The following is an 18,730-nucleotide window of genomic DNA, read 5'->3' on the forward strand; positions in this document are numbered from 1 at the left end:
CAACGCCGCGCGGAGGAGAGCCGATGACCCGGAGCGCACGCTCGATCCGGGGGCGCATCGTCCGCATGCTCGCGCTTCCTGTCGCGGCCATGATGCTGCTGCTGGCGGTCGTGGTGGCCGAGGAGTTCGGCACCTACCGGCTGGCCTCCCGGACCGACCAGGCGATCGCCCTCGACCTGGCCGTGCAGGCGATCGCCCAGGAGGTCCAGAGCGAGCGCGGCGTCACCCTCGGCATGCTGGCCGGCAACGCCGCCTTCCGCGACCGGATCCCGCCCGCCCGGCAGCGGGTCGACGCCCGGCGCGCCGCCGCCGAGCAGCTGATCGCCGAACGCGGCGACCTGGACGGCCAGGTCACCGAGGCGCTCGAGCAGGCCGGCGCGCTGACCGAGATCCGCGCCCAGGTGGACCGTGGCGGCGCCGACCGGACCGACGTCTTCGAGGACTACAACGAGATCGTCGAGGAACTCGGCGAGGTGTACTTCGCGCTGGACAACGCGGCCGACGCGGCCATGCGGCTCGGCTCCGAGTCTCTCGCCATGCTCAACCTGGCCAAGGAGGCCACTGCCCGGCAGACCGCGTTCCTCAACGCGGTGCTCTCCTCCGGAGGCTTCGCCGAGGGCGAGTTCCTGCGGTTCGTGCAGCTGGGAGCCGAACTCGACGCGGCCCTCGCCGAGTTCGAGGAGTACGCCACCCCGCAGGCGCTCGCCACCAAGGACCGGCTCTACACCACCGCCGCCGCGAAACGGGCCGAGCAACTGCTGGACCGGGCGCTGCGCTCCGGCGACGGGCAGCCGCTCCGCGCCGACCCGCAACTGTGGTGGGCGTCGGCGAACGTCGTGCTCGACGACATGGCGCGGCTGGCCGGCGAGATCGGCGCGTCGCTGCGGGACCGCGCCGAGGAGCTGCTCACCCAGGCCAACCTGCGGCTGGCCGGCCTCGGCGCGGTGGTCCTGGCATGCGTCGGCATCGCGATCTATCTGGGTACGGTCGCCGCACGCTCGGTGGCCGGCCCGCTGGCCGCGCTGGCCGCCGAGGCGCACCGGCTCGCCGCGGTCCGGCTGCCGGAGGCGGTGCGCCACGCGGTGGACGGGGACGCGACCGGGCCGCCGGGGCCGGTTCCGGTCGCCGAGCACGCCAGCGCCGAGGTACGGCTGGTGGCGGACGCCTTCGAACGGGTGCAGGAGACCGCGTACGAGCTGGCCACCGAACAGGCCGCCCTGCGCCGGGCCAGCGCCGAGTCACTGGCCAACCTGGGCCGCCGCAACCAGAACCTGCTGCGCCGCCAGCTCGGCTTCATCACCCGCCTGGAACAGGAGGAGTCCAGCCCCGCCGGGCTGGCCAATCTGTTCGAACTCGACCACCTGGCCACCCGGATGCGGCGCAACGCGGAGAGCCTGCTGGTGCTCGTCGGCGCGGCCAGCCCCCGGCAGTGGTCCCGGCCGCTGCCGCTCACCGACGTGATCCGGGCCGCGGTCAGTGAGGTCGAGGAGTACCGGCGGGTGTCCCTGCGCCGCCTCGACGAGGCGCTGGTCTCCGGAGCGATCGTCAGCGGCCTCGCCCACATGCTCGCCGAGCTGATCGAGAACGGTCTCGCCTTCTCCCCGCCGGACCTGGACGTGGAGATCCACGGGCGGGCGGTCGACGAGGGCTACCTGATCGCCGTCTGCGACCAGGGCGTCGGGATGAGCGAGGAGGAACTGGAAGGGGCCAACCGGCGGCTGCGGGGCGAGGGCGACTTCATCACGGCGCCGGCCCGGTTCCTCGGGCACTACGTGGTCGGCCGGCTCGCCGCCGAGATGGGCCTCGAGGTGCACCTGGCCCGGTCCGCGGTGACCGGGGTGACCGCGCGGGTCACCCTGCCACCGGCGCTGCTCGGTGAGAACCAGGCGATCGACGCCCCGCCCGCCGCCGTCCCGCCCACCGCCTCCGTCGAGTTGCCCTCCCTCAAACCGCCGGAGGGGAGCGGCCCGCTGGCGGTGGAGGTCGACTACGTGGTCCTGGAGGAACAGCGCCCGGCCGTGCCCGCCCAGCGCCGGCCCTCGTCCGGCCCGGAGACCACACTCGGACAGCGCTTCGCCGAGAGCCAGGCCACCTGGACCGAGCCGGCGAGCCGGGCCGGGCCGGCCGACGGCGGGCACACCGTCAACGGGCTGCGGAAACGCGTCCCGCGGGCGCAACGGGCGGCCCGGCCCGAGCCCACGCCGCCGACGCGGCCCGAACCGTCGGCGCCGGTCGCCGGTTCCCCCGACGCGGTCCGCACCCGGCTGACCGCCCTGCGCGACGGCATCCAGCGTGGCGCCGCCCGTGACCGGCACGCGATGAGTGAGGAGACCCTGTGAGCGTCGAGGCCCCTGCCGACCGCCATCAGTTCAACTGGCTGCTGGGCAACTTCGTCCATCAGACCGACGGGGTACGGGACGCCGTGGCCGTCTCCTCCGACGGCCTGCTGATCGCCGCGTCCGACGGCCTGGCCCGTGCGGAGGCGGACCAGCTGGGCGCGATCGTCTCCAGCATGGCGAGCCTGGCCCGCAGCGCGTCCCGCCGCTACGACTTCGCCGGACTGAAACTGATCATGATCGAGATGCACCGGGGGTTCCTGGTGATCTCGGTGATCCCGGGCGGCAGCTGCCTGGGCGTGGTCGCCGCCGGCGACAGCGACCTCGGCCTGGTCGGCTACGAGATCTCGCTGCTCGCCGAACGCTTCGGCGACCTGCTCACCCCGGCCCTGATCGCCGAATCACGCCAGCACCTCCCCCGATGAGCGATTCAGGGGAGGATCCGGTGGTCCGGCCGTTCATGCTGACCGGCGGGCGGACCACGCCACTGCACGACGGGCTCCGGATCGAGACGCAGTTGTCCGCCGTACCCGCCGCCCTGTCCGCACCCCTGCGTTTCGAGTCCCGGCGCATCGTCGAACTGTGCCAGCGGCCGATGTCCGTCGCCGATCTGGCCGCCGTCCTGCGGGCGCCGCTCGGCGTGGTCCGGGTGATCGTCGCGGACCTGGTCACCCAGGGGTTCCTGCGCGCCGGCGACGCACCCGGCGAACTGACCACCAGCTTGATCGAAAGGATCCGGGATCGTGTTCGGGCGCTCTAGCACGGTGGCGGCGCCGTCGCCGGTCGCCGTCAAAATCGTCGTCAGCGGCGGCTTCGGGGTCGGCAAGACCACCTTCGTCGGCGCCATCTCGGAGATCGAGCCGCTGGTCACCGAGGCCGAACTGACCGAACGGTCGATCGGGGTGGACGACACGTCAGCGGTCGCCGGCAAGACCACCACGACGGTGGCGCTGGACTTCGGCCGGATCACCCTGGACGAGACGCTGCTGCTGTACCTGTTCGGCACGCCCGGGCAGGACCGGTTCGCGTTCCTCTGGGACGACCTGGTGAACGGGGCGCTCGGCGCGATCGTGCTGGTCGACACCCGCCGGATCGAGGACTGCTTCCCGGCGATCGACTACTTCGAGGAGCACGACATCCCGTTCATCATCGGGGTGAACGCCTTCGACGGGGCCCGCCGGTTCGAGCTGCCCGAGGTCCGGGACGCGCTCGGCGTCCCGGACGGCATGCCGATGCTGGAGTGCGACGCCCGCTGCCGCGACTCCGTCAAGTCGGTGCTGGTCGCCCTGACGGAACGGGTCCTGGCCCGCCGCCTCGACCGCCAACTCGGCCTGTCCTGAAAACCCCAGCCGTCGCCCAGCCCGCCAACCCGCACCCCAGAACCCGCCTGAACGACGGCTCGCGAACTCGGCCGCAACCACCGCATAAGCCCGCAGCGGGTGGGTCGGTTGTGACCGGCCGCCCACCTGCCTCCGGACTGTCACGGTTCGCTGCGTGGCCCGTACCAGATCAGGGTTTTTCGGAGAGGACGCCATCCGTTTCGGCGAACGCCGCACCTGTCGCCGGGCAGACCCACTCGCCGTCCTTGGCGACCAGCGGCTGCCCGGCGCGCCCGACCCAGCCGACGCGCCGCGCCGGGACGCCGACCACCAGCGCGAAGTCGGGGACGTCCTTGGTGACGACGGCGCCGGCGGCGACCAGGGCCCAGCGGCCGACGGTGACCGGCGCGACGCAGACCGCGCGTGCGCCGATCGCGGCGCCCTCGCCGATGGTGACGCCGACAGCGGTCCAGTCGTCGCCGGTCTTGAGGCGGCCGCCGGGGGTGACGGCGCGCGGGTACTCGTCGTTGGTGAGGACCGCGGCCGGGCCGATGAAGACACCGTCACCGAGGCGGGCCGGCTCGTAGACGAGGGCGTGGTTCTGCAGCTTGCAGTTGTCGCCGAGGACGACGCCGGGGCCGACGTACGCGCCGCGGCCGATGGTGCAGTTCCGGCCGATCGCGGCGTCTTCACGGATCTGGGCGAGATGCCAGATCCGGGTGCCGTCGCCGAGGCTGGCACGCTCGTCGACGTCGGCGGTCGGGGCGACGGTCACTGGCATGCGGAGGCCTTCCCTGGGCGGCATCGGAGATCCGGCACAGGGTAGTGGCCGGAAACGTGAGAAGTTGTCGGCAAGCCGACCGACAAAGTCCATTCTGTCCGTGCGGTGTAGTCCGGGTTGGCCGAAGGTATCGCCCTTCCCCCCGGCTCCGTCGGAAATCCATTCACGATCTGGCGTCGGGCCACAGGGGATCGATAGTTTTCCGGACGGACCGCGTCCGGGGTCCGTCCACTTCCGACGAAACGGATCGCTGTGAATTCTCAGCCTCCCGCGCCCATCGGCGTGGCCGTCGTCGGGGCCGGTTACTGGGGCCCCAACCTCGTCCGCAACTTCCAGGGCAGCTCCGCCTTCCACCTGCGCTGGCTCTGCGACCTCGACGTCGACCGGGCCCGGCGGGTGCTCGGCAACTACTCGACCGTGCAGGTCTCGGCGGACCTCGACGAGGTGCTCGCCGACCCGTCGGTCGACGCGGTCGCGATCGCCACCCCGGCCGGCACCCACCTGCCGGTCGCCATGGCCGCGCTGCGGGCCGGCAAGCACGTGCTGGTGGAGAAGCCACTCGCGGCCACCTTCGAGGAGGGCCTGCAACTGGTCGAGGAGGCCGACCGGCGCGGGCTGACCCTGATGTGCGACCACACCTACTGCTACACCCCCGCGGTGCTGCGCATCCGCCAGCTGCTGGCCGACGGTGAGCTGGGCGAGCTGCACTTCCTCGATTCGGTACGGATCAACCTGGGCCTGGTCCAGCGGGACATCGACGTGATCTGGGACCTGGCCCCGCACGACCTGTCGATCCTGGACTTCGTGCTGCCGCCGGCGGTCCGCCCGATCGCTGTCGCCGCGCACGGGGCCGACGGGATCGGCGCCGGCCGCGCCTGCGTGGCCTATCTGACGTTGCAGCTCAGCAACGGCGCGATCGCGCACATCCACGTGAACTGGCTGTCCCCGGTGAAGGTCCGCACCGCGATCATCGGCGGCTCGAAGCGCACCCTCGTCTGGGACGACCTCAACCCCAGTCAACGGCTTTCGCTGTACGACCGGGGCGTGGACGTGGCATCGCCGGAGGAGCTCGGGGACGAGCAGCGGCGGGACATCCTCGTGTCGTACCGGTCCGGCGACATGGTCGCCCCGGCGCTGACCGAGCGCGAGGCGCTGCGGACGATGGTCGACGAGTACGCACGGGCCATCACCACCGGAACTCCCGCACTGACCGACGGCCGGTCCGGGCTGCGGGTGCTGGAGATCCTCCAGGCGGCCTCGCGCAGCCTGGCGGAAGGCGGAATCATGATCAAGCTTGACGAAGGGCACATGGCGTGACTGGGGTACAGATCGAGGGCGCGCGCGCTCTCGTCACCGGCGGAGCGGGCACGATCGGTTCGCACGTCGTCGACGAGCTGGTGCGCGGGGGCGCGTCGGAGATCGTCGTTCTCGACAATTTCGTCCGGGGCCGCCGCGACAACCTCGCCTGGGCTTTGGAGAGCGGCCCGGTTCAGCTCGCCGAGGGGGACATTCGGGATGTCTCGACGGTCCGCTCGCTGACCGAGGGCAAGGACCTGGTCTTCCACCTGGCGGCGATCCGCATCACGCAGTGCGCCGAGGAGCCGCGGCTCGCCAACGAGGTGCTGGTCGACGGCACGTTCAACGTGATCGAGGCGGCCGCCGACGCCGGGGTCAAGAAGGTCATCGCGTCGTCGTCGGCGTCGGTCTACGGGCTCGCCGAGGAGTTCCCGACCACCGAGCGGCACCACCCGTACAACAACGACACGTTCTACGGCGCGGCCAAGGCGTTCAACGAGGCCACGCTGCGCAGCTTCAAGGCGATGAAGGACCTGGACTACGTCGCCCTGCGCTACTTCAACGTGTACGGCCCGCGGATGGACATCCACGGCCTCTACACCGAGGTGCTGATCCGCTGGATGGAGCGGATCGAGGCGGGCACTCCCCCGCTGATCCTCGGCGACGGCCTGGCCACCATGGACTTCGTGCACGTGGCCGACATCGCCCGCGCCAACATCCTGGCCGCCCGCGCCGATGTCACCGACGAGGTGTTCAACATCGCCAGCCACCAGGAGACCAGCCTCAAGGACCTGGCCGCCGCCCTCAGCGCGGTGATGAAATCCGACCTGGCCCCCGAGCACGGCCCGGCCCGCGCGGTCAACGGCGTCACCCGGCGCCTGGCCGACATCTCCCTGGCCGAGCGGAAGCTGGGCTGGAAGCCGCAGCTCACCCTCGAAGAGGGACTGCAGGGCCTGGTCGACTGGTGGCGGTCGTCCCAGTGATCCCGGTGATGATCCCCGACCTCGGGGAAGAGGAAGCGCAGGCCGCGGCCGAGGCGATCCGGTCCGGCTGGGTCGCCCAGGGGCCGCGTGTCGCCCGGTTCGAGAGCGAGTTCGCGGCCACCGTCGGCGCCGGGCACGGTGTCGCGGTGTCGTCCTGCACGACCGGCCTGCACCTGGCGCTGGTGCTGCTCGGCATCAGGCCCGGCGACGAGGTGATCGTGCCGTCGCTGTCGTTCATCGCCACCGCCAACGCGGTCCGCTACGTGGGCGCCACGCCGGTGTTCGCGGACGTCGACCTGGCCACCGGGAACGTGACGGTGGAGACGGTGGACGCCGTGCGTACCGGACGGACCCGGGCGGTGATCGCCGTGCACCAGGGCGGCGTGCCGTTCGACACCGTCGCGCTGCGCAAGGCGGCCGAGAGCTGGGACGTCGGCCTGGTCGAGGACGCAGCGTGCGCGGCGGGCTCGACGGCGTACGGGCAGCCGGCCGGCACCGGAGCGCGGGTCGCGGCGTGGTCGTTCCACCCGCGCAAGCTGCTCACCACCGGTGAGGGCGGCATGGTGACCGTCGACGACGCCGACTCGGCTGCCCGGCTGCGGCGGCTGCGGGAGCACGGCATGAACGTGTCGGCGGCCGCCCGGCACGCGTCGAAGCAGCCGGTGCTGGAGGCGTACCTGGAAACGGCCTTCAACTACCGGATGACCGACATCCAGGCGGCGGTCGGGCTCGTGCAGCTCGGCAAGCTGGCCGGTCTGGTGGCGCAGCGGCGTGCCCTGGCCGCCCGGTACCAGTCGCTGCTCGCCGGCATCGACGGCCTGGTGCCGGTGCGCGATCCGGCCTACGGGACGACGAACTACCAGTCGTTCTGGGTGCTGCTGGACGGTTTCCGGGCGAGCCGCGACGACGTGCTCACGGAGCTGGCGGCGCAGGGCGTGTCAGCGCGGCGGGGCATCATGGCCGCGCACCTGGAGCCGGCGTACGCGGACGTCACGCCGGGCCCGCTCCCGGTGACCGAGCGGATCACCCGCGAGTCGCTGATCCTGCCGCTGCATCACAAGCTCACCGAGGCCGACCAGGACCACATCGTCGGCGTGCTCCGCAGTCTCGCCTGACCCCCTCAGCGTGTGTAGTTCGGCCGTCCATGACGCCCCAACTACACACGCTGAGTTCACCGTTCCAGCGTGTTGAGTTCGGGCGTCATGGACGGCCGAACTCAACACGCTTCAGGGGTTGATCGCCAGCAGGTTGACCAGGAAGGCGACCGTTGCCGGCTCGGGCTGGGTGCGGCCGGCCAGCACCTCGTCCAGCCAGCTCCCGTTGACCAGGCCGGTGTCGCGGAGCGGGGCGGCCACCGACGGCTCGGCACGCCAGTGGGCGACCACCAGCGCGGCCATCTCCGCGGCGCCGAGCTGCGGACGGCCCTGACCACGGAGCTTCTGCCGGATCTTGCGGGCGGCCTTCCGGGCGGTGACCCGGTACGCCGCGGTCCGTGCCGCCAGGCCGGGCCGGCCCAGCCGGTTCGGGATCAGGCCGGAGTCCAGCGGCACCGCGGCGAGCTCGGCGTCGAGCAGGCTGATCAGCCGCCCGGTGAGCAGGCCGCCGCGTTTCTCCTCGGGCCGGACGGCGTGCGCGAGCTGGATGAACCGACGGTCGAACATCGGGTTGACGAAGTGCCGGTTGACCGCGGCCACCGATCCGTGCGCGCCGGACCAGCGTTGCATCCGCTGGTACAGGTAGAAGTGGTCGGTCGCGGCGAGCCACTCCGACGGGTACCCGTCGAACGACTCGGTGATCAGCCGCAGTGATGTGGCCCGTGCGGACGCCGCGAAGCCGGGTTCGAGCGCCGCGGTCTGCACGGCCTCGTTGGCGTACAGCCGCCAGGCCGCCAGTTTCTCGATCAGTTTCGGTCCGGTGACGGCGCCGCCGGGCTGTCCGAAGTAGTAGAAGCCGCGGCACGTCTCGCCGCCCAGCCCGGACAGCCGGTGGCCCTGCTCGAGCTGTCCCTCGGCGCGCAGCAGCGGGGCGAGCGCGAGCGGGCTGGCCATGCCGTCGAGCTGCCGCGCGGCGGTGACGGCGAGCGCGTGGGCCTCGGCGGGGGTGACGGCGGGCCCGTCGTCCATCCAGTGGATGTGCAGATCCATCCCGGTCAGGCCGGCCAGCCGGGTGGCGAACCGGGAGTCGGTGCCGCCGTGCACGTCGAGGGTCAGCGCGGCCAGGCCCTTGCGCAGGTCCGGCGGGATCGCGGCGAGCAGCACCCGGGTGTCCTGCCCGCCGGTGAGCTGCAGCACCGAGTCCGGGTGGTCACGCAGGTAGGCCCGGTGGAACTCGACCATGATCTCGGCCTGCTCGGCGGCGGCCTCCTCGACCGACGGCGGCGGGCCGCCGGTGGCGAGCGACTCCTCCACGTAGCGGTGCAGGGTGACCTTGCCGTCGTCGAGGATCGCCAGGTTGCCGGCCGGGATCTTGCCGACGCCGGCGAAGAGCGTGCGCAGGCCGACCTGCCAGCCGACCAGGCTCTGCACGGCGAGCGCGGCCCGGTCGGGTTCGGCGCCGGCCAGCGCGGCGAGCGCGAGGGCGCTGGTGGAGACCGCGGCGACGCCGTCGCCCTGCCACCAGTAGAGCTGCTGGAAGCCGAGCCAGTCGGTGGCCACCACGATCGGCGCGTCCGGCCCGTCCCGGTGGGCGGCGGCGAACGGCGGGACGATGGCGGCGAGCTGCGCGCCGTCCACCTTGACCCCATCACGCAGCAGGGCGGCGAGCGCGGCGTCGGAGACGTCGGCGGTCCGGGTGCGGGCGGTTTTCCCGAGGCGTACGGTGAACGCCTCACCGAGCCCGCCGGGACCGTCCGCGGCGACCCAGCCGGCGCCGGTGCGGGAGACGGCAGGGGCGCCCAGATGCGCCAAAACGGCTGCTGACGGGGCCACCGCGGAGGCCCCGGAAACCGCGAGGAACGACCTCACCGCAGAATTCCAATCATATGCTCACCCTAGTCGCCGGGACGGCCCTGGAGAAAGCGCCGGCGGCACGGGCGAAACCGACATTTACCGAGTCATCGGTGTCATTCTTCCGACCGTGCGAAAAGACGCGGTGGAAACGCGATTCCGGGCCGTGGTTGACTACGTGTCATGCTCGCTCGGATCTGGTCGCGGCGAACCGTCGACACGGCGTTCTCCACCCCGGACAACAGTTTCGGCTTCCTTCGCCTGTTGTTCGCCTTCGCCGTCCTCGTCTCGCATTCGCTGCCGATCGGTTACGGGGACGACGACCCCGGCGTCGGGTTCAGCCACGGCCAGACCGGGCTGGGTGAGATCGGCATCATCGGCTTCTTCACGATCTCCGGGTTCCTGATCACCCGCAGTGGCGGCCGGCTGCCGCTGCCCCGCTACCTGTGGCACCGCTGCCTGCGGATCCTGCCGGGTTTCTGGGTGTGCCTGCTGGTGACCGCGTTCGTGATCGCCCCGCTGGTCGCGCTGGTCGAGGGCAAGGGCCTGGCCGGGCAGTTCGGCTACGTGCTGAACAACGCGTTCGTGAAGATCCGGCAGTACGGGATCGGTGAGCTGTTCCTGGACACGCCGTACGGGGAGCGCACCGGCACGTCGGTCATGAACGGCTCGCTGTGGAGCCTGTTCTACGAGTTCCTCTGCTACCTGCTGGTCGCCGGGCTGGCCGTGATCGGGGTGCTGCGCCGGGCCCGCTGGGCGGTCGCCGTGCTGGCCGCCGGCCTGCTCGCCCTGATCGTCCGGGACTTCGCGCGGGCGCCGGAGATCCCCGGCCCGCAGGGCGCGCACGAGCCGTTCCTGGGCATCGCCGCGCTGGACGCGTACTCCCTGATCTACCTGACCTACATCTTCCTTCTCGGCGCTCTCCTCGAGTTGTACCGGCGGCGAATCGTGCTGAACGACGTGGGTGCGATCATCGCCCTGCTGGCCGTGGCCGGGACGTTGCAATTCGGTGCGTTCGCCGTTATCGGCTACCCCGCGTTCGCCTATCTGGTGTTGTGGCTGGCGGTTCGGTTGCCGGCCCCGTTCCGCCGGATCGGCCGTCATTCCGACTACTCGTACGGTTTCTATATCTACGCGTTTCCGGTACAGCAGTTGCTGGCGCTCGTGGGCGTACCGAAGCTGGGTCTGATCGTCTATGTCCTGCTCGCCACCATAGGCACCTTCGCCCTGGCGATCCCGTCCTGGCATTTCATCGAACGCCCGGCGATGGCCTGGAAGAACTGGTCGCCCCGGCGTCAGCGGATCACGGCGGGCGACCAGGCGTCCGGGATGAACAGTCGCGGCGAGCCACTGCCGTCCGCCGGGACCGTCCACACGTCACTGGCCGACGGCCCGGTGCCGGAGCGCGGCAATCCGTAGAGGACGTTGCGGTCGTCGAGCCATTCGATCTGGTCGTCGACGCTGTGTTTCTCGGCGAGCAGGGTGGTCCGGCCGCTCGCCAGGTCGTACACCGCGATCAGCCACTGGCCCTTCGCCTGCCCGTTGCGGGTCTTGAAGGCGACCCGGGTGCCGTCCGGCGACAGCGACGGGCATTCGGCGTCCTCCCGCAGCGCCACCAGCCGCCGGTCCTTGATGCTGCCCTTGACCAGCCACGTCGTCGCGCCGGACGCGGCGGTGGCGTAGAAGTGGTCGTCGTCGCCGGTGAACGTCACGCCCCACATGTTGCGGTCCTGGCTGCTGTTGCGCTTGCCGTCGACGAGCAGCGTGAAGTCGGACTCGAGGTTCAGACTCGCGCCGCCGGCCAGCGGCGTCACCAGGGTCTCGGTGGAGAACTCGCCCGGCGACGTGTAGTCGTGGCCGGCGACGAACGTGGTGGTGGCCGCCCAGTCGCCGTCCGGCGACAGGCGGGTCCGGCTGGGCACCCCGGACAGCGGGAGCTCCCGGGTCACGGCCCAGCCCGCGTCGAGGACCTGAGCGCGGTACGTGGTGACGAAGCCGGACTTCGCGTACAGGCAGACCGCCTCGCCGTCCCGGGAGTACACCCGGTCGCAGCGGACGTCGGTGAACGCGCGCGCGCCGCCCGGATCGGCGAGCGGGACCACGGCGACCCGTCCGTACCGGTCGCCGATGGCGGTGCTGCGGAAGACGATCCGCGGCTGCCGGGACACCGCGGCCAGGCCGGTGACCGGCACCGGTGGCGCCGCCGCGACCAGATCGGCCTGCTCGCGACGGGTGTGCAGGACGAACCAGACAGTGCCCGTCACCGCCAGGACCAGCACGGCCGCGAAGATCGCCAGCCGGTTGCGCAGACTCACTCGATGCCTTTCAGCAGCCGCCAGGCCGCCACCATACCCACCACGAGCAGCCCGGCCGCCAGGCACAGCGCCGCCGACGGGCCCAGGAACTGCCACAGCACCGCGAACGCCAGCGACATCGCGAACCGGGCCAGCACCACCACGGTCTGCGCGGCGGCGATCCCGCTCCCCCGCGCCTCGGCCGGCACCCGCGGGCTGATCAGCGCCGGCAGCACCCCGTCGGTGGCGGCGTAGTACGCCCCGAGCAGGCCCAGCGCCAGCAGCGTGACCGCCAGCCCGCCGCTCGGCGCGGCCGCGACCAGGTAGACCGCGAGCAGCGCCACGTGACCGCCGAGGAACACCTTCGCCCGGCCGATCCGGTCCGCCAGCCGGCCCACCGGCATCGCCAGCAGCAGGTAGACGAGGTTGGTGCCGACGTACATCAGCGGGAACCAGCGGGCCGCGAAGTCGTCGCGGTGCTGCAGCGACAGGTAGAGGAAGCCGTCGCCGACGGTCAGCAGGCCGAGCATCCCGACGGCGAGCAGCGGCCGGCGCAGCCGCGGGCTCGCCAGCTCGGTGAACAGCCGGCGCAGCGGCAGCCCCGCGCCCCCGCCACCGGTGCGCCGGTCCGGCACGAACAGCACCAGCACGGCGACGCCGAGGACGCCGAACGCGAACGAGGCCACGAACACCGAGGTGTAGCCGCCGGGCACGGCCAGCAGCAGCGCGAACGCGGCGAGCGGGCCGAGGGCGGCGCCGATGGTGTCCAGGGTGCGGTGCACACCGAACGCCCGGCCCAGCACCGCCGGGTCGGAGACGTCGGCGATCAGCGCGTCCCGGGGCGCGGTCCGGAAACCCTTGCCGAGCCGGTCGGCGGTCACCACGGCGGTGATCGCCGCGAAACCCTGCGCCGGGATCAGCGCGATCCGGCTCAGCGCGGACACGCCGTACCCGGCGGCGGCGATCCACTTGGGGCGGTTCGACCGGTCGTTGAGATAGCCGCCGAAGATCCGGACGAGCGCGCTGACGCCCTGGTAGAGGCCGTCGACGACGCCGTACGCGATCAGGCTGAGCCCGAGTTCGGCGGTCAGGTACAGCGGCAGGACCGCGGCCACCATCTCCGACGACACGTCGGTGAGCAGGCTGACCACGCCGAGCAGGAAGACCGTTCCCGCCACCCGGGTCCGCCGGTCACGAGGTCCGGCGGGCCGGTCGCGGATCGAGATGTACACGGTGGTGCTCAGTCCTCCAGGGCGGCAGCCAGGGCGCGCACAGTCGTCTCCTGCTGGTCCACGGTGATCTGCGGGTACAGCGGCAGGGAGAGGATCTCGCCGGCCGCCTTCTCGGCGTGCGGGAAGCTGCCGGCCGGGAACGCGGGGTCGGCGAACGCGGGCGTCAGGTGGAGCGGGTACGGGTAGTGGATGCCGGCGCCGACCCCGGCCTCGTGCAGCCGGGCCAGCACGGCGTCGCGGCGCTCCGGGCCGCCGGGGACGCGGACCACGTACAGGTGCCAGACGTGCTCGTTGCCGTCCAGGGTGGCCGGGCGCACCACGTCCAGGCCGTCCAGCAGCTCGTGGTAGCGGGCGGCGGCGGCGCGGCGGGCGTCGTTCCACACGGCGAGGCGGGCCAGTTTGGCGCGCAGCACCACGGCCTGCAAGGCGTCCAGGCGGCTGTTCACGCCGACCAGGTCGTGCACGTACTTCTGCAGGCCGCCGTGGCTGCCCAGGGTCCGCACGACGGTGGCCTGCTCCGGGTCCGGGGTGAGGACGGCGCCGGCGTCCCCGTACGCCCCCAGGTTCTTACCGGGGTAGAAGCTCGTCGCCGCGATGCCGTCCGCGCCCGCCGCCCGGCCGTGGCGCAGCGCCCCCTGGCTCTGCGCGGCGTCCTCGACCACCGCGACACCGCTGCCGGCCAGCGCGGCCCGCAGGTCGTCGGCGGCGGCGAGCTGACCGTACAGGTGCACCGGCACGACGGCGGTGGTCTTCGGGCCGACCGCGGCCAGCATCTTCGGGACGTCGACCAGGTAGGTGTCCGGGTCGATGTCGGCGAGCACCACGCGGGCGCCGATCCGGGCGACCGGCTCGGCCGTGCCGACGAACGTGTTGGCCGGGACGACCACCTCGTCGCCCGCCTGCACCCCGGCGGCCCGCAGCGCCAGCTCGACGGCGTCGGTGCCGTTCGCCACACCGACGCAGTGTGCCGCGCCGGAGAACTCGGCGAACTCGCGCTCGAACGCCGCCACCTCGGGGCCGCCGACGAAGCCTGTGGTCGACAGGACCCGCTTGAAGCCGGCGTCCACCTCCTCGGCGACCTCGGCGTGGGCAGCTTGAAGATCGACGAGCGGAATCATCGTGTGTGGTCTCCCCCGGAATCCGAACGCCCGCGAAGGGGCGGAAGCCTCGTCTACTGTAGTCAGCGCGGAACCGTGCGCAGCCACCCGAAGGGTGGGGCGGACCGTCCGTTCGGCTCGTTCTCGTCGATCCCCGGCGCATCCACGATGGCTGAAGGTGTCTCCATCGGACTCGCGTTACGTCGGTAGGGTCGGGCGCGATGGGATCTGGCTCAGGGGGAGGCCAATTTTGACTTCGACGGCGCTCGCGCCGGCACCGGCCGGGACCGACGAGCGGCTCACCGGGGTCCCCGGCGAACCGCTCGCCCACCGGCGGTACCGGCGCATGCGGTTCATCCGGCGCTTCGAGGAGACGCTGCTCCAACTGTTCGAGGAGGGCGCGCTCAACGGCACCACGCACGCCTGCATCGGGCAGGAGGCCGACGCGGTGGCGGTGACCGAGCACCTCGCCGACGGCGACCACATCTTCAGCAACCACCGGTGTCACGGCCACTACCTCGCGCACTCCGGTGACGCGCTCGGCCTGATGGCCGAGATCATGGGCAAGGAGGCCGGTGTCTGCCGCGGCATGGGCGGCAGCCAGCACATCTGCGCGCCGGGCTTCAAGTCCAACGGCGTGCAGGGCGGCATCGTGCCGAACGCGGCCGGCATCGCCCTGGCCAATCAGCTCGACGGCAACGGCGCGGTGAGCGTGGTGTTCATCGGCGACGGCACCCTGGGCGAGGGCGTGGTCTACGAGACACTGAACATGGCGGCGCTGTGGAAGCTGCCGCTGCTGGTGGTCTGCGAGGACAACCGGTGGGCGCAGAGCACGCCGATCGCCGCGAACCTGGCCGGTGACATGGCCGGACGGTTCAGCGCCTTCGGGGTTCCGGTCCGGGAGATCGACAGCACCGATGTGGCGGAGCTGAGCACGGTCGCCGGCGAGGAGATCGCGGCGGTGCGGGCCGGGGACGGGCCGCGGGTGCTGCTGATCCACACCTACCGGCTGTGCCACCACTCGAAGAGCGACGACGAGCGGCCGCAGGACGAGATCGACGCGCATTGGCTGGTGGAGCCGCTGGTCGTGCACGGGCGGCGGCTCGACGGCGCGGACCGGACACGGATCGACGACGAGGTGGAGGCCGCGCTGGCCGAGGTCGTGGCGACGGCGAGGGCCCTGCCGTGATCTTCGCGAAGGAACTCAACGACACGCTGCGTGGCGCCCTCACCGACGACCGGCGGGTGGTGCTGCTCGGCGAGGACATCGCCGACCCGTACGGCGGCGCCTTCAAGGTGACCCGCGGCCTGTCCACCGCGTTCCCGCAGCGGGTGCGGACCACCCCGATCAGCGAGGGCGCCATCGCCGGGATCTCGGCCGGGCTGGCGCTGGCCGGGTACCGCCCGATCGCCGAGGTGATGTTCGGCGACTTCCTGACGCTGATGTTCGACCAGGTCGTCAACCACATGGCCAAATACCAGGCGATGTACGCGGACCAGGCGACCTGCCCGGTGGTGATCCGCGCGGCCACCGGCGGGCACCGCGGTTACGGGCCGACGCACAGCCAGAGCCTGGAGAAGCACTTCCTCGGCGTCCCGCACCTGCGCGTGGTCGCCGCCTCGCTCTACCACGACCCGCGGACCGTCTTCGCCGACTTCCTGGGCCGTGACGAGCCGGTGCTGTACGTGGAACACAAACTGCTCTACCCGCAGCACCTGACGCCGCCGGTGAACGGGATGGTCGGCGACCTGATCGCCACCAGCGACGCCTCGCCCGGCGCGCTGCCCACGATCCGGCTCTCCGCGGTGCCCGCCGAGGACTGCGCGGTGAGCGTTCTGGCGTACGGCTACCAGGCCCACCTCGCCGCGCAGGTGATCGAGCGTCTCGCCATCGAGGAGGAGATCTTCGCCGAGCTGATCGTCCCGGCCCAGATCGCCCCGATGGACTGGGCGCCGGTCGAGCGCTCGGTCGCCGCCACCCGCCGTCTCGTCACCGTCGAGGAGGGCGCCGACGGCTGGTCGTGGGGCGCCGAGGCCGCGTCGGTGATCTCCCGGCGGCTGTTCGGCCGCCTCGACCGGCCGGTCGACGTCGTGGCCAGCGACGCCACGGTCATCCCCTCGTCGAAGACGAAGGAGGCCGCGGTGTTGGTCGGCACTGCCCGCATCGAGGCGGCCATCCGTGCCGCCGCCAACTGAGGAGACTGGCGTGAATCCCGTCCTGGTGCCCACCAACGACGTCAACAGCGAGCACGGCATCCTGGTGATGTGGTTCGCCGACGACGGCGCCGAGGTGGAGAAGGATGAGCTGCTCGCCGAGGTGGAGACGAGCAAGGCGGTCCTCGAGGTGGTCGCCCCGGTCGCCGGGGTGCTGCTGCACAAGGCGCCCAAGGGCGCCGAGGTGCCGTTGAAGGAGCCGATCGCGCTGCTCTTCGAGGATGCCGCGGCGCGTGAAAGGCATCAGCGGGAGCCGGCCGTGGAAAAGCCGGCCGTGGGCCCACGCGCCACGGTCAAGGCGATCCAGCGAGCCAAGGAACTCGGTGTCGACCTGGCCACGCTGCAGCTGGACCGGTTGATCACCGTCAAGGATGTCGAATCGGTCCAGCCCGTTGCCGACAAACCGGACGATGTGCCGGGGCCGCTGATCGGCGCGCCCGGCCGGCAACGGATCCTGATCATCGGGGCGGCGCTCGGGGCGACCCAGGTCCTCGACATCCTCGCCGGCAGCACGACGCAGCAGGCGGTGGCGATCGTCGACGACGACACCGCCCGCTGGGGCGCCGAGGTGCACGGGGTTCCGGTCGTCGGCGGCAGCGGCAGGCTCACCGAACTGTTCGCGGCGGGCGCCTTCGACGCGGCGATCATCGCGATCGGGAAGTCCCCGGCGGTCCGGGCCAGGTTCCGGAAGGCGTGCGAGGAGGCCGGTGTCCCCCTCGCCAACGCGATCGACCCGACCGCGAAGATCGCCACCGACGTGACGCTCGGGCAGGGCAACATCATCTGCGCGTTCTGCCACGTCGCCACCGGGGTGAAGGTCGGTGACAACAACTTCTTCTCGGCGTACAACTCGTTCGACCACCACAGCGTGATCGGCGACGACAACGCCACCGGCCCGTCGGTCTACACCTCCGGCAAGGTCACCATCGGCAACCGGACCCGCTTCGGCACCGGCATCGTGATCGAGCCGGACGTGGTGATCGGCGACGACGTGGCGGTGGCGTCCGGCGCCGTGATCGTCAGCTCGGTCCCGGCCGAGCACGTCGTCAAGACGAAGATCGTCACCACCACCGTCGTGCCGCTCCGCCGCTAGAAGATCACGTGTGTTGAGTTCGGACGCCTATCGCGCCCGAACTCAACACACCGGTTTGCTACGTGGGCGGGTCAGATGCCGCGGCGCTGCCAGGACTGCCACCACAGCCACTCGCGGCCCTTCGCGGCGACAGCCGAGAGGACCAGAGGCTGCAGGTACGGCATGGCCTGCGCACCGACCTTGCGGCGTACGGACAGCGCCCGGTACTCCGGCAGCTTCCGGTAGTCCGGCCACACCTCCGCGGCGAACGCCTCCAGCTCGCCGACCGGCACGATCGCCGTCTTGCCGCGGTCGTAGGCGCGGAACGCCCGGCGCAGCGCGAACCGGGCCAGCCGCTGGTGCACCATCGCGTCCAGGCGGTCGGCGTCCGGCAGCAGGTGCCGGCACTTGGTCAGCACCGACTCGTACGCGATCTTCCGCTCCCGCAGGTCGTCGATCGCGCCCGCGTCGGCGTGCATGTTCTTCGCGTGCAGCCGGTAGTACGCCTGATCGGCCTTCACGTAGCCGACGTCGGCGTGCGAGGCCAGCCGCATCCACATCTCGATGTCGGCGGCGTGCGGCAGGTTCGGGTCGTACCCGCCGACCTGCTGCTGCAGCTTGGTCCGCACCACCACCTCGGGCGAGGTGATGCAGCCGGTGCCCTCCCGGAACCGGCGCTCCAGCCACCAGTGCCCGTGGTAGACCGTGCTGCGCCCGGTGTCGCGGGCGGGCGGCGGCGGGCCGGGATGCTGGAAGTGCACCGGGTGGCCGTACGCGAAACCGACGTTCGGGTTGGCGTCCAGCAGCGCCACCGCCCGGGTCAGCGCCCCGGGCGTGAGCAGGTCGTCGGCGGAGAGCAGCACGGTGTAGTCACCGTCGGCCCACTCCAGGAGACCTTCGTTGTACGTGGCGATGTGCCGCTTGTTCTCGGTGTGCACGAGGACCTCGACACGTGGGTCGGCCTCGGCGATGGCCCGCGCCTTGTCCGCCGAGTCGTCCGGCGACGCGTCATCGATGATCAGCACCCGGACGTCGACGCCCGGGTTGTCGAGCACGCTGTCCACGCACGCGCGCAGGTAATCGCCGTACTTGTAGCACGGGATCACGACGCTGACCGAACTCACTGTGTTCTCCCCCAGGTTGGAAGGTGGCGGGCCCGGC

The 18,730-nt window shown here is 71.8% G+C and carries 16 protein-coding genes; 11 read left to right on the forward strand and 5 right to left on the reverse strand.

Translation table 11 applies throughout. The annotated features are described in order from the left end of the window. Nucleotides 1-23 precede the first annotated feature (23 nt). The 4 genes from ACZ3II_RS31885 to ACZ3II_RS31900 are packed head-to-tail and all read left to right on the forward strand — an operon-like array spanning nt 24 to nt 3,676. Complete coding sequence (locus ACZ3II_RS31885) at nt 24-2,339, forward strand: sensor histidine kinase (RefSeq protein ID WP_465522244.1); 2,316 nt, start codon at nt 24-26, stop codon at nt 2,337-2,339. Next, nucleotides 2,336-2,761, forward strand: coding sequence for a roadblock/LC7 domain-containing protein (locus ACZ3II_RS31890; protein ID WP_465522246.1), 426 nt, complete (start codon nt 2,336-2,338; stop codon nt 2,759-2,761). The genes ACZ3II_RS31885 and ACZ3II_RS31890 overlap by 4 nt, the downstream gene beginning before the upstream one ends. Then, nucleotides 2,758-3,096 (forward strand): DUF742 domain-containing protein, encoded by a 339-nt coding sequence (locus ACZ3II_RS31895; protein WP_465522248.1) that lies wholly within the window; start codon nt 2,758-2,760, stop codon nt 3,094-3,096. Before ACZ3II_RS31890 ends, ACZ3II_RS31895 begins: the two co-directional genes overlap by 4 nt. Next, nucleotides 3,080-3,676, forward strand: coding sequence for a GTP-binding protein (locus tag ACZ3II_RS31900; protein ID WP_465522250.1), 597 nt, complete (start codon nt 3,080-3,082; stop codon nt 3,674-3,676). The genes ACZ3II_RS31895 and ACZ3II_RS31900 overlap by 17 nt, the downstream gene beginning before the upstream one ends. A 169-nt stretch (nt 3,677-3,845) precedes the next feature. Here ACZ3II_RS31900 and ACZ3II_RS31905 read toward each other — a convergent pair whose 3' ends face one another. Continuing rightward, nucleotides 3,846-4,436, reverse strand: a complete 591-nt coding sequence (locus ACZ3II_RS31905; RefSeq protein WP_465522252.1) for an acyltransferase — start codon at nt 4,434-4,436, stop codon at nt 3,846-3,848. A gap of 252 nt (nt 4,437-4,688) precedes the next feature. On the opposite strand from ACZ3II_RS31905, the gene ACZ3II_RS31910 reads away from it, so the two are divergent. From ACZ3II_RS31910 to ACZ3II_RS31920, 3 genes are read left to right on the forward strand one after another with little or no spacing between them, the layout of a single operon-like run. Beyond that, on the forward strand, nt 4,689-5,753 hold the full coding sequence (locus ACZ3II_RS31910; protein ID WP_465522254.1) for a Gfo/Idh/MocA family protein: 1,065 nt from the start codon (nt 4,689-4,691) through the stop codon (nt 5,751-5,753). Further along, the gene (locus ACZ3II_RS31915) at nt 5,750-6,715 is read left to right on the forward strand and encodes an NAD-dependent epimerase/dehydratase family protein (protein WP_465522256.1); all 966 of its coding nucleotides are present in this window, start codon (nt 5,750-5,752) and stop codon (nt 6,713-6,715) included. The genes ACZ3II_RS31910 and ACZ3II_RS31915 overlap by 4 nt, the downstream gene beginning before the upstream one ends. Further along, nucleotides 6,697-7,830, forward strand: a complete 1,134-nt coding sequence (locus ACZ3II_RS31920; protein ID WP_465522258.1) for a DegT/DnrJ/EryC1/StrS family aminotransferase — start codon at nt 6,697-6,699, stop codon at nt 7,828-7,830. The genes ACZ3II_RS31915 and ACZ3II_RS31920 overlap by 19 nt, the downstream gene beginning before the upstream one ends. A 111-nt stretch (nt 7,831-7,941) precedes the next feature. On the opposite strand, the gene ACZ3II_RS31925 is transcribed toward ACZ3II_RS31920, so the two are convergent. Further along, nucleotides 7,942-9,678, reverse strand: a complete 1,737-nt coding sequence (locus ACZ3II_RS31925) for a class II glutamine amidotransferase domain-containing protein (RefSeq protein ID WP_465522260.1) — start codon at nt 9,676-9,678, stop codon at nt 7,942-7,944. A 165-nt stretch (nt 9,679-9,843) separates the two neighbouring features. Here ACZ3II_RS31925 and ACZ3II_RS31930 point away from each other — a divergent pair, with 165 nt between their 5' ends. Then, nucleotides 9,844-11,079: an acyltransferase family protein gene (locus ACZ3II_RS31930; protein WP_465522262.1), complete on the forward strand. Its 1,236-nt coding sequence runs from the start codon at nt 9,844-9,846 to the stop codon at nt 11,077-11,079. Nucleotides 11,080-11,971: 892 nt separating this feature from the next. On the opposite strand, the gene ACZ3II_RS31935 is transcribed toward ACZ3II_RS31930, so the two are convergent. Continuing rightward, nucleotides 11,972-13,186: an MFS transporter gene (locus tag ACZ3II_RS31935; RefSeq protein WP_465522264.1), complete on the reverse strand. Its 1,215-nt coding sequence runs from the start codon at nt 13,184-13,186 to the stop codon at nt 11,972-11,974. 8 nt (nt 13,187-13,194) lie between these two features. Continuing rightward, nucleotides 13,195-14,304: a DegT/DnrJ/EryC1/StrS family aminotransferase gene (locus ACZ3II_RS31940; RefSeq protein ID WP_465522266.1), complete on the reverse strand. Its 1,110-nt coding sequence runs from the start codon at nt 14,302-14,304 to the stop codon at nt 13,195-13,197. 229 nt (nt 14,305-14,533) lie between these two features. Here ACZ3II_RS31940 and ACZ3II_RS31945 point away from each other — a divergent pair, with 229 nt between their 5' ends. From ACZ3II_RS31945 to ACZ3II_RS31955, 3 genes are read left to right on the forward strand one after another with little or no spacing between them, the layout of a single operon-like run. Next, nucleotides 14,534-15,472 (forward strand): thiamine pyrophosphate-dependent dehydrogenase E1 component subunit alpha, encoded by a 939-nt coding sequence (locus ACZ3II_RS31945; protein ID WP_465522268.1) that lies wholly within the window; start codon nt 14,534-14,536, stop codon nt 15,470-15,472. Beyond that, entirely contained in the window at nt 15,469-16,479 is a 1,011-nt protein-coding gene (locus tag ACZ3II_RS31950) for an alpha-ketoacid dehydrogenase subunit beta (protein WP_465522270.1), read from the forward strand. Before ACZ3II_RS31945 ends, ACZ3II_RS31950 begins: the two co-directional genes overlap by 4 nt. Nucleotides 16,480-16,489: 10 nt before the next feature. Next, the gene (locus ACZ3II_RS31955) at nt 16,490-17,590 is read left to right on the forward strand and encodes an acetyltransferase (RefSeq protein WP_465522272.1); all 1,101 of its coding nucleotides are present in this window, start codon (nt 16,490-16,492) and stop codon (nt 17,588-17,590) included. 71 nt (nt 17,591-17,661) lie between these two features. Here ACZ3II_RS31955 and ACZ3II_RS31960 read toward each other — a convergent pair whose 3' ends face one another. Further along, nucleotides 17,662-18,693, reverse strand: coding sequence for a glycosyltransferase family 2 protein (locus ACZ3II_RS31960; protein WP_465522274.1), 1,032 nt, complete (start codon nt 18,691-18,693; stop codon nt 17,662-17,664). Between the last annotated feature and the right edge of the window lie 37 nt (nt 18,694-18,730).

The organism is Actinoplanes sp. NPDC019969, assembly GCF_055562375.1.

Excerpts from the sequence above, each read along its gene's own strand:
- ACZ3II_RS31885 (WP_465522244.1), top strand. The coding sequence starts at position 24 with ATGACCCGGAGCGCACGCTCGATCCGGGGGCGCATCGTCCGCATGCTC.
- ACZ3II_RS31895 (WP_465522248.1), top strand. The coding sequence starts at position 2,758 with ATGAGCGATTCAGGGGAGGATCCGGTGGTCCGGCCGTTCATGCTGACC.
- ACZ3II_RS31905 (WP_465522252.1), bottom strand. The coding sequence starts at position 4,436 with ATGCCAGTGACCGTCGCCCCGACCGCCGACGTCGACGAGCGTGCCAGC.
- ACZ3II_RS31930 (WP_465522262.1), top strand. The coding sequence starts at position 9,844 with ATGCTCGCTCGGATCTGGTCGCGGCGAACCGTCGACACGGCGTTCTCC.
- ACZ3II_RS31940 (WP_465522266.1), bottom strand. The coding sequence starts at position 14,304 with ATGATTCCGCTCGTCGATCTTCAAGCTGCCCACGCCGAGGTCGCCGAG.